Source organism: Bacteroides sp. 14(A), from assembly GCF_000526555.1.
Classification (GTDB): Bacteria; Bacteroidota; Bacteroidia; order Bacteroidales; family Bacteroidaceae; genus Bacteroides; species Bacteroides cellulosilyticus.
Map to the genome: position 1 here is coordinate 431,888 of NZ_JAGH01000002.1, position 19,071 is coordinate 450,958.

At 42.8% G+C, this 19,071-nt stretch carries 10 protein-coding genes and 1 pseudogene; 7 read left to right on the forward strand and 4 right to left on the reverse strand.

The features are described 5' to 3' along the window. Positions 1–8 precede the first annotated feature (8 nt). Entirely contained in the window at positions 9–3,047 is a 3,039-nt protein-coding gene (locus K429_RS0109430; protein WP_022208186.1) for a TonB-dependent receptor, read from the reverse strand. Positions 3,048–3,200: 153 nt separating this feature from the next. Between K429_RS0109430 and K429_RS0109435 the strand changes: the two genes are divergently transcribed. The 3 genes from K429_RS0109435 (at position 3,201) to K429_RS0109445 (ending at position 8,897) form a co-directional block, all read left to right on the forward strand. Beyond that, a complete protein-coding gene (locus tag K429_RS0109435; RefSeq protein WP_026366735.1) occupies positions 3,201–7,508 on the forward strand; it encodes a two-component regulator propeller domain-containing protein in 4,308 nt (1,435 codons plus the stop codon). Positions 7,509–7,881: 373 nt separating this feature from the next. Next, positions 7,882–8,043, forward strand: a complete 162-nt coding sequence (locus tag K429_RS30870) for a hypothetical protein (protein ID WP_231501835.1) — start codon at positions 7,882–7,884, stop codon at positions 8,041–8,043. 50 nt (positions 8,044–8,093) lie between these two features. Then, positions 8,094–8,897 carry an IS3 family transposase gene (locus K429_RS0109445; protein WP_231501878.1) on the forward strand — a complete coding sequence of 268 codons (804 nt, stop codon included), beginning with the start codon at positions 8,094–8,096 and terminating at the stop codon, positions 8,895–8,897. 1,239 nt (positions 8,898–10,136) lie between these two features. Here the strand turns inward: K429_RS0109445 and K429_RS29820 are convergent. Both K429_RS29820 and K429_RS0109460 read right to left on the reverse strand, forming a co-directional pair. Continuing rightward, positions 10,137–10,379: pseudogene (locus K429_RS29820) on the reverse strand (hypothetical protein); the annotation flags it as partial. 81 nt (positions 10,380–10,460) lie between these two features. Continuing rightward, on the reverse strand, positions 10,461–10,952 hold the full coding sequence (locus tag K429_RS0109460) for a Dps family protein (protein ID WP_007216682.1): 492 nt from the start codon (positions 10,950–10,952) through the stop codon (positions 10,461–10,463). 216 nt (positions 10,953–11,168) lie between these two features. Between K429_RS0109460 and K429_RS0109465 the strand changes: the two genes are divergently transcribed. The 3 genes from K429_RS0109465 to ahpF all read left to right on the forward strand — a co-directional run bounded on the left by K429_RS0109465 (position 11,169) and on the right by ahpF (position 14,686). Continuing rightward, entirely contained in the window at positions 11,169–12,095 is a 927-nt protein-coding gene (locus tag K429_RS0109465) for a hydrogen peroxide-inducible genes activator (RefSeq protein WP_026366737.1), read from the forward strand. A gap of 116 nt (positions 12,096–12,211) precedes the next feature. Then, positions 12,212–12,778, forward strand: coding sequence for an alkyl hydroperoxide reductase subunit C (ahpC, locus tag K429_RS0109470; protein WP_007211096.1), 567 nt, complete (start codon positions 12,212–12,214; stop codon positions 12,776–12,778). A 348-nt stretch (positions 12,779–13,126) separates the two neighbouring features. Further along, entirely contained in the window at positions 13,127–14,686 is a 1,560-nt protein-coding gene (gene ahpF, locus K429_RS0109475) for an alkyl hydroperoxide reductase subunit F (protein WP_026366738.1), read from the forward strand. A 79-nt stretch (positions 14,687–14,765) separates the two neighbouring features. Here the strand turns inward: ahpF and K429_RS0109480 are convergent, their stop codons facing one another. Beyond that, positions 14,766–16,445: a tetratricopeptide repeat protein gene (locus tag K429_RS0109480; protein WP_007211098.1), complete on the reverse strand. Its 1,680-nt coding sequence runs from the start codon at positions 16,443–16,445 to the stop codon at positions 14,766–14,768. 280 nt (positions 16,446–16,725) lie between these two features. On the opposite strand from K429_RS0109480, the gene K429_RS0109490 reads away from it, so the two are divergent. Continuing rightward, on the forward strand, positions 16,726–19,038 hold the full coding sequence (locus tag K429_RS0109490; RefSeq protein ID WP_026366739.1) for a TonB-dependent receptor: 2,313 nt from the start codon (positions 16,726–16,728) through the stop codon (positions 19,036–19,038). Positions 19,039–19,071: the final 33 nt, after the last annotated feature.

Sequence of the window (19,071 nt, forward strand, 5' to 3'; positions counted from 1 at the left end):
ATTATTAGTTAAAAAGATACATTAAGTCCCAAGAGATAAGTTTTGTAAAGCGGGAAGGTATCAGAACCGTTGTTTTCAGGGTCTGTATGCTTCAATTCGCTCTTAAACGGCAGGACAAATACATTATATGCAGTTCCATAAATTCTACACTTTTCAATTCCCAGGCGCTTACACAGCTTGTTCGGGAAAGTATACCCTAAGGTTATGTTCTTTATCTTGGCATAAGAACCATCAATATACCTTAAAGACTCTATTCCCGTAGTACTGGCAATACCCGGCCGGGGGAAATAAGCGGTTTGATTCTCAGGAGTCCAGTAGTCAGTACCTTTGGGTTGGTTATTGTTTTTAGTAGAGTACCATCCGATAGTTTTACTATCTATCATTTGTCCATATCTTAGCATAACAAAAGCACTCAGATCAAAATTTCTATACTTAAATGTATTGTTTACGCCTAAGATACCATCAGGCACATTAGAACCTAATATCTGAAGGTCACGTGTATTACTGTAAGTATGTACTCCACCGTCTCCCACAAGGTTTCCATTCTCATCTGTAGTGAATTGTTCCACTGTCTCTATTTTCACATAACCCGGTTGACACCCGTATTTTGCGGCTTCTTCCTCTTCGGCAGTTCCCCATATTCCGGCATATTTATAGTCATAGAATGTCTTGATAGGATGTCCTTCAAACAATTTCTTGGCAATAAGGTCACCGTCAGGCAGACTTACAATCTTTTCATCGTTGTGAGTATAGGATATGGATGAAGACCACTCGAAGTTCTTGTTCCGTATATTCACAGTGGACAACTGTATTTCATACCCCTTATTGCTGGTTTCACCAATGTTTTGCCAAGTAGTCATGGGAGATCCCCAGGCCGTAATAGCAGAAGTTATAGGTAATGTACGGCTGAATAAAAGGTCTTTTGTCTTTGAATCATAAAAGTCAACACTCAGATTGATGCGATTATTAAACAGCCCCAAGTCCACACCATAATTCCATTGGTATGTCTTTTCCCAACCAATAGACGGGTTTCCATAAGGAGAGACAAGTTGGCTCATAGAACTCAACACACCGTCGATGGAAACAGCCGAATAAGTCGCTGCTCCGGTCTGTGAAGAATAGGCTCCCATACCTCCGGAGTTACCGGTAACACCATAACTCAATCTGAGTTTTAAGTTACTCAGCCATTTTTCCGTACTCTGCATAAAAGGTTCCTGTGAGATACGCCATGCCAGTGCACCAGCAGGGAATGACTCCCACTTATGTCCATCAGCCAGATGGGATGCACCATCCCAGCGTGTGGTGAATGAAGCAATGTATTTATCCTTGTATACGTAATTGAAGCGCAAAGCATAAGACATCTTCTGATTCTGGGAGTAATAGGATTGTACACCATGTTTCGTAATCCCCGAAGCCATATTATGAAACAAATACGAATCAAGTGGTTGTCCGGAAGCTCGCATATTGTTGTAATCACTCTGTCCATGGCTCCATGAAGTCACACCGGTCAACGTCACTTTATGATCTTTGAGGAAGTCAAAGTTATAGGTCAGGATATTATCCCATAAGTAGCTATACCCATAATTGTTATTGATGTATGCATAAGGTGACGAATACCCGTTTTCAACTCCTTGCAAAGAATGTTCGCCAATATACTGTCCGTTACGTGAACTACTCAGCGTGGTACTGATCTGCGAACGAAATGAAAGTCCTTTTAATGGAATAATTTCCAGATACCCATTGACATTGGCATAAATCGTGCGGGTTTCATTGGCATACTGATTCTCTATTTCATCTCCGAATGGCGAGGTTTCTCCTTCGATAAATTCAACATTGATGTTGCCGTTATCATCATAGGGCTTACCCAGAGGAAATGCAGTCAACGATTTAGTGAAGATATTCTTGCCTCGCGAATTCTTGATTGTATAAGTAAGCGCTGAACTGGTACCTATCTTCAGCCATTTGCGAATGTCATAGTCCACATTAAACCTCATTCCGTAACGCGTCTGATTTTCATTAGAAAGTAAACCTTCCGTATTGTTATAGCTAAAAGAAGAATAGACCTTGATCTTATCACTTCCGCCCCGTATGGATAAGTTCACATCTTTCTGAGAAGCATTTCCTTGTGTAGCCTCATCAATCCAGTCTATCCATTGGTTGTTCTCATAAGCCTGTTGTATGGCTTCAGAGTTATACATCTGAAAGAAATTTTCCGGATAATCACCATTCTTAGTACGGTAATATTCCCTCTGATACTGATACCACTCATCACCTATCATACCATGCACAAAGTTAGCTCCGCCCGAGATACTGTACTTTGTATCCAGATTCACAGTCACCTTTCCGGCTGCACCGCGTTTTGTAGTGATAATAATAACACCGTTGGCACCTGCCGAACCATAAATGGCAGTTGACGATGCATCCTTCAATACATCAATTTGTTCAATGTCACTCGGGTTCAGTTGATTGTAACTGGCTCCCTGCACACCGTCAATGATAAACAGAGGTTCATTGCTGCCGTTTATAGAACGGGAACCACGCAGCAAGATGTCCACATCCTCGCCTACTGCACCGGACCCCATCATAATATCGGCACCTGCAATCTTACCTTGAAGGGCCTCCATCACATTGCTTGTCGGAGTACCTTTGATATCCTCCTTATTTATAGATACGACAGAACCGCTAAGGTCAGCTTTCTTCACTGTACCGTAACCGACCACAACCACCTCATCCAGTGTTTTCGTATCTTCTTGCAGAATAATGTTCAAAGAAGTTTTGCCTTTCAGATTTATCACCTGCGTCATATATCCTATGTATGAAACTTCAATAGGATACTTTCCTGAGACTTTCAAAGTAAACTTACCGTCTACATCGGTAATCGTTCCATTGCTTGTCCCTTTCTCAACTACGGAAGCACCAATGGCGGGTTCTCCCAGATTGTCCTTTACAGTTCCCGTAATGTTCTGTGCAACAGCATTGACACTCAGGAAAACGAATAGCATACTAAGCAATATTCGCATGTTTTTCAGATTAATAGATGTTTTCATCAATTCCAAATAAATTAATTAATAAAGGTTATTTGTCGCAAAATTACCTAACGAATGTTTTTTAACTTTGTATGAGCGTACAAGAATTGTGTTTGTCCGTCTATTACATAACGACATATCGGTTTTTCCGATTAAAAAATCAATAAATACAAAATGAAATTATACCTATCAATACTCATACTCACTTTTTGGTTCTGTCCGCCGGTTTTCGGGCAGCCACAACATGTTATTACCCGCTACAGCATTGAAGACGGACTACCGCAACAAACCATAACCGGCATCACGAAAGATAGAAACGGATATATGTGGTTCACCACCTGGAATGGAATCTGTCGTTTCAACGGACATTCATTTGTAACTTACAGAGTACTGCCCGGAGATTCGAATGATTTAGCTACCAACCGGATTGATGATATAAAGATAGACGCTCATAATCAGCTGTGGCTATTAGATGATGAGAACTCGCTTTACCGTTTTTCTCCGGAGAACAGCAAGTTCGATCATTTTGCTTCGCAAACGGCTCCTGTCCAAAATATATTTACCCTTTCCGATGGAGATACCTGGGTATTCCAGACTGACGGACGCCTGTTAAGAATCAGACCCAATGAAGAAACGATGGATTGTCTGCAAATTCTTGATAGTTCATCCCAAGTCCGTAGTATCATAAGTCTTGTTCAAAATCAGGATATCATTTGGATTATCGCTGACAGGGGGATTTACAAATTCTCGAAAGAAGACGGCAAACTCACACCTATTTTATCTTCCCCCAACCGCTTTTATAGTTTCAGAAAGTGGGAAGGTATGTTTATTCTGGGATCAGACAACGGGCAACTCTACATCTACGACCCTAAAAAAGATACGCATTCCATACTGAAGTTCAATACCACCAGCCCCCTAATAAGAATCAAAGCTTATGATTCCAAGCATTTCCTTGTCATAGCAGAAAATGACGGCTTCTTTCTGACGGAAGGGTATCAGGGAGAGGGTACCCACTATACCACCTCGAATCAACTGTTAAGCAACCAGATTAATGCATTATACGAAGATAATAATCAGAAACATATATGGGTGGCCTACAAAAACACGGCAATGATTACCCGCATCAAACCATTCAGCACGTACTATAAGCATTATCAGCTAAAAACACAAGAATATAACAACTCGCAACGTTCCCTGTCACAAGACCGCAACGGAAGACTGTGGGTATTCTCCAAGAATGAAGCCCTGAACTATTATGATGAAAAGGCGGATGAGTTCCTTTTATTCTCGATCAGCAGAAACAGCCAGGAATCAAGGCAACCCAGAATAAAGAAGATCTACTTCGACAACCAAAACAACCTGTGGATTGCCAGACAGCCGAAAGGACTTATAAAGGTATCTTTCAAGAATGATCTTTTCACTCTCTCGGTGCCTGACGTCAAAGGATATCCGTCCACGAACGAATTGAGAAGTATAATGGAAGATGCTGACCACAACATTTGGGTCGGAGGCAAGAATGGGGATATTCAAGTATATGACAAGGATAAAAACTTCCTTGGCTTCTTAAATTCCACCGGAAAGTTGTCTCATCAGACAGAGTATCTTGGTGCCATATATGCTTTGCTGCAAGATAAAGAAGGAAATATATGGATGGGAACACGCAATGAAGGAATTATAAAATTAGTACCTCAAGGCAAACTGAACTTTCAACTCAAATACTATAAAGCAAATCCGGCTGACATATTCAGTCTGAATTGTAACTTCATCTTTTCCCTGAAAGAGGATAAGCAGGGCAGAATCTGGGTGGGCACATTGGGTGGCGGACTTAATCAGATAACTAAAGATGCAAACGGAAATGAGCGCTTTATCCATTCGGGCAATAAACTATCAGACTATCCGTCCCGTTTTTCAAGAATCAAGAATATCTGCATAGATCATCTGGATAACATCTGGCTGGCAACCACATCAGGTATATTGCTGTGTAAATGGAGCAAAGACAAGTTGACCTATACCCCCATCGTGCGCAACGGTAATGCAAAGAATAGCCTCAGCTGCGACAATGTTTATGATATTTTCGAAAGTAGCAAACATGAAATCTATGTAGCAACCTTCGGTGGAGGCCTCGACAAGCTTACGGGCTTTGACGAGCAAGGCAACGGGATATTCAAAAACTATTCATCTCCACAGATGATCTCCAACGTTCCGCTGACGCTGGCGGAAGATAATGAAGGTAATCTGTGGATTCCATCGGAAAACGGACTGTACCGTCTATTTCTGGAGAATGATTCAACTGAAATATATGATAACAGATTTCTACCCGAAGGGCTCCTACTGACGGACAGCAGGGCTTGTCGCCTCTCAAACAATGAAATGCTGTTTGGAACAGACAGAGGATTATTATCAATAATCCCTCAGCAAATGAAGAGGAACAGCTATACCTCCAACCTCATCATTACAGATATCCACATAAACGGAGAAAAAAAGGAACCCTCCTACCGGTCTTCCGGCATAACCCTCAGCCACAAGGAGAACTCATTCAGCATCAATTATGAGACACTGGACATGAAATTCCCCAATAAGATAGAGTACGCCTACCGTCTGAAAGGCTTTGACAACTGGAACTATGTAAAAAACAACCGTATGGCAGTCTATACAAACATTCCTAAAGGGAACTATTGTTTCCAAGTTAAATCAACCAACAGTGACGGAGTATGGAGTAATAAGATAAAGGAGATTTCCATCACCATATTGCCTTCATTCTGGGAATCCATTTACGGTACCATATTGTATTTCATTATATTTATCCTCATTGTTGCCATTTCAACCTATATTCTGTTTGTTATCTATAAACTCAGAAACCGGGTTGCAATAGAGAAGCATATCTTAGATATAAAAACCAAGTTCTTCACAGATATGATTCATGAACTACGTACCCCTTTCACACTGATCGTAGCCCCCATAGACCACATGCTCTCACAAAAGGACTTGAGTCCTGTCATTCAGCAAGACCTGGCTCTGGTAAAACGAAACACCAAACATACACTGAAAATCATCAATCAGGTACTCGATTTGCAGAAGATACAGAATGAGTCCAAACTTACAGTACAAAGAATAGAAATAGCCGCATTCATCGAACATATTATAAATAATTTCCAGTCAATTGCCATCCAACGGGAAAGTGAAATCACCTTTGAATCTAAAGAATCGCCTCTATTTTTATGGGCAGATCCGGATAAATTGGAAAGCATTCTCTTCAACCTGATCACGAATGCTTTTAAATATTCACCCAAAGGAACAGTCATACATCTGTCTGTTCAGGAAACTGATACCAATATCATTCTGCAAATATCCGACCAGGGATATGGCATCAGTCAGGAAAAACAAAAAAGTATCTTTAACCGGTTCGAGAATTACGTGAGTTCCGACATCTTCAAGAAACAAAGTACAGGCATAGGGTTGTCTTTAGTCAAGGAACTGGTAGAGTTACACAAAGGCAAAATCACTTTACAGAGCAAAATAAACGAGGGTTCCATTTTCACCATCTACTTCCGTAAAGGAAAAGAGCATTTTGCACCTGAAACGGAGTTCATTCTATCAGATTATGATGAACGGCCTCAACTGTCCCAGAATGATACTCTCTTTCTGAGAGACGATTACGAAGCAGAAGAAGAGGCTTGTAAGGACTGCGGCAAGAGTTCCATTTTAGTGGTGGATGATAATCAGGAGCTTCTTTTCTTCTTACATACGATTCTTTCCGAAGAGTTTCGTGTGATCACGGCTTCCAATGGAAAAGAGGGATTGGAAAAGGCAATCAAGTACCTGCCGAATATGATTGTCAGCGATGTTGTAATGCCGGAAATGACAGGGATCGAAATGGTCAAGAAGCTACAAGCCAATACTTATACCTGCCACATACCGATTGTTTTACTGAGTAGTAAGGCAGATGTGGAAAATCAAAATGAAGGTTTGGAATTGGGCGTGGATGATTACATAACCAAGCCCTTCAGTGCGAGTTATCTGATAGCCAAGATATGGAATATCATCAGACAAAGAAAGCGGATTCAGGCACTGTATTATTCAGAACTCATACAAAATAAAGAAGAAAGCAATATCGATTCCGAAGAGCAAGAAGAGCTTCGCTCACTTCCGCAAGCCGATAAAGACTTGCTGGACGGGATTGTCTGTTTCATCAACAAACATCTGGATCATCCGGACTTGAGCGTAGATACGCTTGTTGAAGAAGCAGGAATCAGCCGCTCCGCCCTATTCAAAAAGATAAAGACGCTCATAGGTATCTCACCGATGGAGCTCATCAAAAACATACGTTTGAAGAAAGCGGCAGAGCTGATAGAAGAGGGGTCGGATAACTTTACCCAAGTGGCTTATAAGGTCGGCTTCAAAGATTCACAGCATTTCAGCAAATGCTTCAAGCAGATTTATGGGGTGACTCCTACGGAATACAGGAAAAAACATTTGGGTTAGCCTACATAATTCATACGCAGGAGTTAAAGGAGTTATCACTTCGTTTAGAAGTTAAAAGAATTAATTCATAACGGTATGTCTTAATACAGATTTACTTTACACCATTTTAACACTAAAAAGCTGTAAAGATGAAAAAAGACTCACTCTCCAAACGTACGTTTAGCTTAGATTTTAAGCATCAGGTATTAATAGACTACTACTGTAGCGGTTCGACAAAATATTTCATAGAAAAGAAATATGGTCTGCACTGCGGCACGATGCACAGATGGGAAAAAGCCTTTGTCTTGTCTGAAAAAGATTTATCTTTGTCGGATGAGTTACTAATCCGACTATCGAAGATGCGTCAGAAGAAATCCCCCAAGCCTGAAAAGGCATGCCCCCATCGCGCGAGCAAGAAATGCAGGCTGAAATCCTTCGCCTACGCCAGGCTCTGGAATATTCCGAACTTCGTAATGAAGCTCTGAATGAAGTTCTCAAAATCGGTCGTGAAGAATATGGCGTCGATTTATTAAAAAAAGCTGGCGCCAAGCAGTAAACAGCCTTCGTCACAGGCATCCCAAGACCTCCATAGGATGCCTGTGCTCACTGTTTGGCAAAAGCCGGGAAGGATATTATTCGGTAAGTTCCAGGGTTCTTTCGGAGAGAATTCTCACGGAAGTAAAAGTCATCGGGCTTGTGCAGGAAATCCGCACATTGGCACCCGGTATTGGCGCTTACAAGCTGTTTCTCATTTTGCGGGATATATATGAAGGCAAGCTGATGGGGCGTGACCGCTTCTACCGCCTGCTGCGTCGCAAGGGGCTCATGCTTCCCGCCTTAAAACGCCGTCATACCACCAACTCCAACCATAACTACCGGATGTACAAGAACCGTATAAAAGGATATAAGCCTCCCACCTTGAACCTGTTATGGGTGGCGGACATCACCTATATTGAAACGGACGACGGCATCTGCTATCTCCACTTGCTTACTGACGCGTTTACCCATGAGATAGTAGGCTGGACCCTGTCCGAGAGTCTTGTAGCGGAGAACACTCTGCAAGCACTCAACCAGGCCATAACCATGTTTCCCGAGGCTGATTTCACACGACTGACCCATCACTCGGACAGAGGGGCACAATATTGTTGTAATAGATATGTGGACAGGCTCAAGGAAATGAATATTTCCATTAGTATGACAGAAGACGGAAATCCCACTGACAATGCGATTGCCGAGAGGGTAAATGGAATTATAAAACAGGAGTGGCTATACAGGGAGAAACGTCCCGGGAATATTGTCGAAGCAAGAATCAGGATAGCCCGGATTATTGATTTCTACAATAATATACGCCCACACAGGAGTAATAATATGAAAACACCCAAGGAAATGAGGGTTAGCGCGGCAGCTTAACGCTCTTTGGAGGCTTCACGCCTCCAAAGAGCTAAGGCAAACCACCGTGGTGTTTTTCATAATATTCCTTGTCGGATATATAATTAATGGCTAATTGGGGCATGGAAAAATACACATCTATAGAAGATGTATATATTTATAACCGGCAAGGGAATGTGTAAAGTTTATCAGGAACGTAAAATCCAAGATGTAAACTTAAACAGGAAGACTATTTTTAACTGTGAAGAAAAGCAGTATATATCAAAACAAAAGTGTAAAGTAAATCCAAGCATAGTCATGGGGTGATCATTGCCTGAAATTACATTGCTTGTTATGGATGAGAACAAGCAATGTAATCACCCACAACATTACTTGTACCGGATCACATCATTACTTGTTTTCAGGTCAAATATTCTTCAAAAAAGAACTTAATCATTCTTCATAAAACAGCTTGGTACATAAATGATCGTTTATCCCCCTCTATTTATTTTTTAACATTACTAAGTCATAAAAAAACTTTTTCTTCTTTCAGTCTTTCAGTCTTTCAGCCCTTCCGAGCTCCCTGTTCATCGGCATTCCGGCTGAAAGATGCCTGAAACAACATTCAGGTCGGAAGTTTCAGCCGGAATGCCGATGAACAGGGAGCTCGGAAGGGCTGAAAGACTGAAAGAACGGAAAGAGCATTTCTCTCAAAAACCGACAGAAAGGAGATATTTGCATAAATTAGGGCACAGTTACTTCACTTCCACAAACGATGCCTTGCAAATATTATTCTTCCACGCCAGATAATATATCACATATCCTATCAATGATATCACTGAGCCTACACCCGGAATAATATAACCTATCAACAAAAGAACAGAAGCCTTTATGCACCTTCGTCATCGCTTTCGCATCTTCGCTTCCCGACAAATCTTCCATGCCATACAATCCGGCCAAATGCATGATATCACCTATCAATACACCCAGTGTAACAAGGATAGGCGCCAAGAAATCCTGCGCCACATCATACTGAAAATAGGATCTTCCTCCTGACTCGAAGAAACTCAATATATCTTCCAGATTCAACGCTATATCAATCAGAGCACAAGCCGCCATCAGGCTTATCCCTTTGAGGGCGAGGCGAATGTTTCTGATCCATTTCAAAACCTTGGTAGCCGATGACTGCGGAAGAAAAGAGTATTGTTTTCCGACCATAGTCAAGCGATAGTCTTCTTCCGAATACGCGTACAATTTCAATAAAGCGGGAAATGCCGACACTCTGTAGTCCATTAATGCTTGGTTAATGGAAAGTTCGGGGCCTTGCATTTGGTCAAGATATTCTACAGCCACTTGCCCATCCATAACTTAAAAGGTTCTGCCTTAGGCGATGGAATAGATTGAATAGTGCGGAGAAGTCACTGCCTTCTTTTTTAGGCGTGTTTTCAATACACGCCAATACTTGCGTGGATTAGGGCTATCTGTTAAGACTGCCACTACATCTACTATTGAGAGGTAGTATTTTTAGAAAAAAAGAAAAGGTGACCAAGCAGTGTTTCCACCACTTCATCACCTTTTCCATCATTTATCACCTAAACCTATATATTATTTGTCTGTGCATCCTTTTGTGCTGAAAGCAACCAGCATCCAAACCATCTTTTCCTGTTCTTTCAGATAGCCTGTCATCAGGTCGGCAGTAACGTCGTCGCCTGCTTCATTAGCCAGTTCAATGATCTTTCTCTCCTCACCAATGAGGTATCCGTAAGTTTCAAGAATATTGCTAACCGCATCGCTGCCGCAAGCCACGTCAGATACTTCTTTGATCTTTGCAACTTTCAGGTATTCGCTGAACTTGTTTTCGGGTACACCACCCAGCATCAGGATACGTTCTGCAATTTCGTCCACCTTCTCGGCTGCGTCGTCATACATACTTTCAAACTTCTCGTGCAATACGAAGAAACCATGTCCCTTGATGTTCCAGTGGAAACCGCGCAGATTCGTGTAATATACCTGGAAATCTGCCAAAAGTTGATGCAATGCAGATACTACGTTAGCTACTCCCGATTCATTTAACTTGATATAATTTAAAGTCTTCATAATTCTATGGTTTTAATAATTTATACTGTTTTTCTTTTTTCTGTTGCAAAGAAAGTGCAAATCGAAGGCAGAAGCAAGCTTGCTTGATTATGCTGAGATGCAGCCTTTCTTCGTTTTTTGTACAAAGATAAGGCGGAAACCCATGCTTGTCAAACAGATAATTTCTATCTTTGCATAGACAGAATCTATATAACCCGTTCAAACCCCTTATTTATCATGACTTTACAACAACTGGAATACATTCTTGCCGTTAGTCAGTTCCGCCATTTCGCCAAAGCCGCGGAACATTGCCGTGTAACTCAACCCACCCTGAGTGCCATGATACAGAAACTGGAAGACGAGTTAGACACCAAGATATTCGACCGCAGCCAACAGCCCATCTGTCCTACTCCAGTCGGACAACTTGTAATAGAGCAAGCCCGTATCGTATTGGAACAGGCAGGCCATATAAAGGATATTATTGAAGAAGAGAAGCACTCCTTATCGGGTGTCTTTAAGTTAGGTATACTCCCCACCATCGCCCCTTACCTGTTGCCCCGCTTCTTTCCGCAACTGATGAAGAAATATCCTAAATTGGATATCCGCGTAACAGAGATGAAGACGAAGGACATCAAACAGGCTCTTATAAAAGGAGAGATAGATGCCGGCCTCATCGCCACCCTGCCTGAAAAGGATGACTTCCGCCAGATACCTTTATTCTACGAACAATTCTATGCTTATATCGCGCGCGAAAGCAAACTGTTCGATAATAAGATTATCCGTACCTCCGATCTCAGCGACGAACAGCTTTGGATGCTTGACGAGGGACATTGCTTCCGCGACCAGTTAGTCCGCTTCTGTCAGATGAAGGCGGCACAAGCCAGCCAGATCGCCTATCATCTGGGTAGCATGGAGACATTCATGCGTATGGTAGAAAGCGGTAAAGGTGTTACCTTCATTCCTGAACTTGCCATCGATCAGCTCAACGATACACAGAAAGAGTTGGTGCGCCCCTTTGCCATTCCCACTCCTACCCGGCAGATCATTCTCATCACCAACGAACATTTCATACGAACCACTTTATTGGAGGTACTCACAAAAGAAATACAAGCCTCTGTACCCTGCGAAATGCTGTCCCTGCGGGCAACTCAGTGCGTTGTATAGATTTCGTCTATCGGCCCATAAATCTTTTCAATCGTTTTTTTTGTTCTATCGGCAAAAGATGCTATATTTTTGCATCAGTAAAACAAAGTACTAAACCTTTTAAAACAAAAAAGATTATGGAACCAATTATCAATTCTCAGCTTCCTGAATTCAAAGTTCAGGCATTCCAGAACGGAAGTTTCAAAACAGTAACTAACGAAGACGTAAAAGGCAAGTGGGCAATATTCTTCTTCTATCCCGCAGACTTTACGTTTGTATGCCCTACCGAACTGGTGGACATCGCTGAAAAATACGAGCAATTCCAGGCAATGGGTGTAGAGGTATACTCAGTAAGTACCGACTCTCACTTCGTGCACAAAGCATGGCACGATGCATCCGAAAGTATCCGTAAGATCAAGTATCCGATGCTGGCAGACCCTACAGGCGTGCTGACTCGTGCATTCGGTGTAATGATCGAAGAAGAAGGTATGGCTTACCGCGGCACATTTGTCGTGAACCCCGAAGGCAAAATCAAGATTGCCGAAATACAGGACAATAACATCGGACGTAATGCCGACGAACTTCTCCGCAAGGTAGAAGCTGCACAGTTCGTTGCAACGCACGACGGTGAAGTATGTCCCGCAAAATGGAAGAAAGGCGGCGAAACACTGAAACCAAGTATAGATTTGGTTGGTAAAATTTAAGTTCACATCCCTTTTTTATTAGCGAGGTCCCCTTTATCCATTGCACACATAGAGGGGGCCTCTTTTATCTTACATTAGTACCCGTTGGCGAGATTAGTTTATATCGAAAAAAGAAAGGAATAAAAGTGATTAGTGTTTGGTGATAAGTGATTAGCGCCATTCGGTATATTATTTTTTAGACGCGGATGACACGGATAACGCGGATTTAAAAGGCTGCGCTATAAAAGTGGATAAAAAAAGATCCGCGTCATCCGTGTCATCCGCGTCTAAAAGATTATTTATCATTTAGTTCATAACCCTATAGAAACGAATTAATCCCGCCAACGGAATACATTAATATAGACTGTTATGTTAGAAACAAGCATTTTAAATCAAGTACGCAGCGTCTTCCAAAACCTGGAAACGCAGTACACTTTTCATATCACCTGCCATCCCCGGCACGAAAGCGCACAGGAACTGACAGAGTTGCTGAAAGATGTAGCAGGATGTTCCGATAAACTCTCCTGTGAGGTAACTGAAACCGAAGAACCGAAGTTGGAATTCTCTTTACTGAAAAACGGGAAAGAAACCGGTGTCAAATTCCGCGGAATACCGAACGGTCATGAATTCACATCTTTGCTTCTGGCAGTACTGAATGCCGATGGAAAGGGGAAAAATCTTCCTGATGAAGCCATCAGCCGACGTATCCAGGCGTTGAAAGGACCTATTTCATTGCAGACTTATGTATCATTGACATGTACCAACTGCCCCGATGTGGTGCAGGCCCTGAATATAATGGCTTTGCTGAACGGACAGGTCACACACGAAATGATAGACGGTGCTCTTTTCCAGGAAGAAGTGGATGCATTGAAAATACAAGGCGTACCGTCCGTCTATGCCAACGGTAAATTGCTTCATGTAGGACGCGGCACCTTAGGCGAACTTCTGCAAAAGCTGGAAGAAATGTTCGGCTCCGAACCTGTGGGAAATGCAGAACCTATCTCACGGACTTATGATGTCCTTGTATTAGGCGGTGGGCCGGCAGGTGCCTCAGCTGCGATTTATTCAGCCCGCAAGGGATTACGGGTAGCTATTATAGCTGAAAAAGTCGGTGGTCAGGTAAAGGAAACCGTAGGAATCGAGAACCTGATTTCCGTACCGCAGACTACAGGTGCACAGTTGGCAGACAATTTAAGAAGCCATATCAATCATTATCCCATCGACTTGTTTGAAGACCGTAAAATAGAGAAGGCGGAGCTTCAAGGAAAAGAAAAGAGGATTTCAGTAGTGGGCGGTGAAGTATTCATATCTCCCAGTGTTATCATCGCCACCGGTGCAAGCTGGCGCAAACTGAATGTGGATGGTGAAACGGAGTATATAGGCAGAGGAGTAGCTTTTTGTCCGCATTGCGACGGGCCGTTCTATCAGGGAAAAGACGTAGCCGTTATCGGTGGAGGAAACTCCGGTATAGAAGCAGCCATCGACTTGGCAGGTATCTGCCGGAAAGTGACTGTCTTTGAATTTGCGGATACGCTGAAAGCTGACCAGGTACTGCAAGAAAAGGCGAAAAGCTTGCCGAATGTAGAAATCTTCACTTCTTCACAGACCACAAAGGTAGTGGGAAACGGTGATAAGGTAACTGCTATCCGCGTCAAAGATCGTGTAAGTAGTGAAGAACGGGATTTCCCATTGGATGGTATCTTCGTACAGATTGGTTTGGCAGCCAATAGCGCTCCTTTCCGTGACATGCTGGAAACGACTCCAATAGGCGAAATCAAGATCGACGCTTTTTGCCGCACCACACTTCCGGGAGTTTATGCGGCAGGAGATGTTTCGAACGTTCCCTACAAACAGATAGTAATTGCAATGGGTGAAGGTGCAAAGGCGGCACTGTCGGCATTTGATGACCGCATCCGGGGAATTGCATAATAGGTACGCGGACGACGCGGATAGAGTATCTTAGTTCCCCTCCTCCCGAGGAGGAGGAGAACTAAGATAGTACTGTCAATCATCTACCTATCTGTTTACAAGAAAGGAATTCAACGATATCCTCTTTTTCTGCCATGTCCAATTTCTGCCGTATGACCGTCTTACGTTGATACACCGTCCGTATGCTTTGCTGGATAACCACGCTAATCTCTTTCGTCGAAAAGTCCGACTTTAACAAACAGCAGAGTTGCAGTTCCTTTTCATTCAGGATATTTCCATACTTCTGACTGATACGGGTATAAAAGCCATCATGTACCATGTCGATAGTCTTATATAAATCACTCCAAACCAGCAAATCATCCACCGCTACATCTTTATTGGCTATCCGTCCCATCTGTACCAATAGCTCCTGATGATCGGAACTGGGATTCGTAGCCACAATACGTATCAGACCTAACTGCTGAAGCAGCATCTTCTTGACAAACTTATCATTATTGCCGCTTTCATCGCCTTCCGTCTCATGCAGCAGACGGCGCAAGGCCTCCAGTTCTTCTTCCTTTTCCACGAGTAAATGCTTTCTTCGCTGCAAATACCAGACGACAGTCAGCAACAACAAAATACAGAGAGCCACCACTCCGACAAAGAAGGTCCGTTCTTTCTGTTTTTCCAGTTGCAGATTCATATTCTGCTGTTGGAGTAACAATTGCACCTTCCCTTTTTGGGCTATCACCCGTTGGTCACGGATAAAGTTGTTATACAACCGGTTTGAGAAGAACGCCACATCCCGGATTGTAAAAGAACGGCTATCTATATAATTCATCAACGTTTTCTGTACCAGATAAAAGTTTGCTAACGATAAGTCCTGGTCAATATAGGGCGAACGCACACTATCCCCCATTTGTATATAGTAGCGGGCGGAATCCACCTGCCCCATATTCAGGAAATAACGTGAAAGAGCATAATAAGATAAGGACTCGAAAGGATGTTTCGTCTCTTTATACTCTTGTAAACTATGGCGTTGCAAATTGATAGCTTCCTGATTCTTCCCGGAGTCACTCAATATATCAGCATAGTTGCGCATCACATAGTATAACGCCTTTAGAGAGTCTGCGGATGTATACAGGCATTCGGTAGCTTTACGGAGAGCCAGCAGCGCAGAATCATTCTGATTTGCACAGTAGTATGATATCGCCAGACTGTTGTAATTGGAATATCGCCGGGTGGAATCAGGCTCTATAGCTATCAATTGCTTCTGCAAGCGTATCAGACCTTCAAAGTCATCATTACCTTCCCCTATATTCGCTACGGACCGCAGCAAATCAAGACGGGCTGCCGTATCACCACGCAGGGCTGCAATGCGATTCCCTTCGGCCATCATCTCAGTGGCTTCTTTATATCTCTCGCTATCGTAGAAGTAATGCGCCGCCAGTTTATAGGTACGCAGTAACTGTAATGTGTCGCGTACATCCGGCCTTCCATAATAATCCAGAGCATATAATAGCAAAGAGTCTTCATTCATCACCCAATGCGCATTATAGTGGGCTTGCCCCATAGCCAATGCAAACCGTGCCCGCAATGAATCCGGCAATATTTCGGGATCTTTCACCGACCGAAGCAGAGCAATCGCCTCCTCTGCATTCTGCTGTAACATCTGCTCCGCCTTTTCTATCTGGATACGTTGCGACGGCAGGGCTTCTGCACATGCTGCCAATGCCAGCACGCATACCCAACCTATCAAACCATGTTTCAATGCTTTCATGCCGTCCTTCCTTCTTGCTTTAAGTCTTTGCAAAGATAGATATTTATCAATTAACGGAAGTTACGGCATCCCATTTTTTGCACTTTTCTTTATATATAAACTTGAAATAGGAAGATATAAACTTTTCTATAAACTGCAGTTCAAAACACTTTAATTATCAGATAGTTGCAAAATCCATTGCACTTTATTTAGTGCCATATATAAACCGTTTTTCTCCCCCGTTCCCCCTACCTTTGTCATGTTCAAAGAACAGAAATAATCACTAAAAATAATAAGAAAAATGAAGAGACTAAGTATCATTTCAGGAGTATTATTCCTATGTACCTCCCTGATGGCGGCAAACAAAATCACAGGGAAAATCATCGATGAGAGTAACAATCAGCACATCGAGTATGCCAATGTCAGCCTGCTGACTCAGGATTCAACATTCATCACCGGAGTTGCCACAGATAACGGTGGCGGCTTCCTGCTGAAAGAAGTAAACGATGGAGATTATATCTTATGTATCTCATGCGTCGGATATGAAAACTCCTATCTCTCCATCCGCAACCTGCAAGCCAACCTGAATCTGGGAGAACTGCCCTTATCACCCGACAATGTAATGCTGGAAGGTGTTACCGTCACAGCCAGCCCCATCATCAAAAAGACCGACCGGCAAATTATCCTCCCGACCGAAATGCAGACTAAAGCCGCTTCCAACGGAGTTTCCTTACTGAGAAATCTACAACTGTCGCGCATTCTGATCAATCCGATAGACAACAGCATCACGATTCCCGGAGGAGACAATGTGCAACTTAGGATTAACGGCGTAGAAGTGACTCAAGCTGAAATAATTGCCATCCGCCCGACAGATGTGATCCGCATCGAATATATAGACAATCCCGGCGCACGTTATGGAAATGCAGGAGCTGTATTGAACTACATTGTAAAGAGAAGAGAATCAGGAGGGAGTATCTCTGCCGATCTCACCAACGGAGTACCCGATACGGGATATGGCGAACATAACCTCGCCGCCAAATACCACTTCAATAAGTCAGAGCTCAGCACTACCGTATATTGGGGACAGAGAGATCTGAAGTGGACACGCGAAAACTATGAAAGTTTCCACTTTCCGGAGGCTTATCAGGAGAACAGAGAAGTGGGAGAACCTACCAAAGTAAAGTATGATAACCTTAACTTCAACCTCAATTACAGCTACCAGGATAATGACAAACAACTTCTCAATATTGCTCTCAGAAATCAATACAGCGATACTCCCAGTTCCATGTCGGACAGAATCAGTACATTGTATGAAGGAGACACCTCTTACTCCATATCCGACCTTTCTACCTCCAAAGTAGTTATCCCTTCGTTGGATATCTATTACCAGAGGAATCTGAAAAACAAGCAGACAATCTATGCAGATATAGTGGCTTCTTATCTGGACAGCAAGAATGAACGGACTTTTATTCAGAAAGCCCTTAATAATGACAATAACGATACGGATATCTATTCAGAAACCAAAGGTGAGAAGTACTCCATCATTGGAGAAGGTATCTACGAAAAACAATTCAGTACGGGTAAGTTTACCGGAGGTATCAAGCATACACAGGCCTATTTGCAAAATAGATATTCGGGTAATATAGAGAATAAAATCACGATGAATACGGCCGAAACGTACCTATTTGCCGAATATCAATCAAAGATAAAAGCTCTGAACTACACAGTAGGGATTGGAGCCATGAGAACTTATAACAGTCAGGAGCAGTATTCTTCCGAGAAGTATATAGTCAAACCTTCCTTAAGCCTGTCGTACTCTATCAACGGGAAGTGGTTTTTCAGATACAACGGATACGTGTCGGGGTATGCTCCTTCCCTGTCCGATCTGAACGACATCTCGCAAGCAATGGATAAGTATCAGATACGCAAAGGAAATCCCGACTTAAAGTCTGTTACATTCTATGCCAATACACTGTCTGCCAGTTGGCAAAGCAAGTATGTATCTGTCGATTTATTTGGAAGATATAGTTATGACAATAAGCCGATTATGGAAAATACCTACTATGAGGACGGGTATTTTGTCCGCACTACCGAGAATCATAAAGGTTTCCACCGGATCAATCTGGAGACAGCTATACAAATACGACCTTACAAAGAGTATATCTCCATTAAAATCACTCCGTTTCTGAACCGCTATATCAGCTATGGCAACACCTACACGCATACACACACCAATGCAGGACTGCGAGGCAGTCTGATGGCAATGTACAAGAACTGGGTACTGATGGCAGAAATGAATACCAGCAACCACACTCTGTGGGGTGAAACACTGACTAAAGAGGAGAAGCTGCACACCATCATGGCAGGATATAATACGGAGAAATGGAGCCTTTCTGCCGGAGTGTTGAACCCGTTTACCAAGAAGTATGAACAGGAAATAGAAAACTTATCAAAGTCGGCTCCCTACCGCCAGTTAGCGTATTCCAAGAACTTAAGGCTTTTGTTCATGGTAAATGCATCCTTCAGCCTTGACTTCGGAAAGAAGCGCAACAGCCAAGGCAGAAGAATCAACAACAGGGATACCGATACCGGAATCTTGTCCGGAAGCAAGTAATTGTCTCCCTCACGAAAAGCAGGGGCCCGTCCA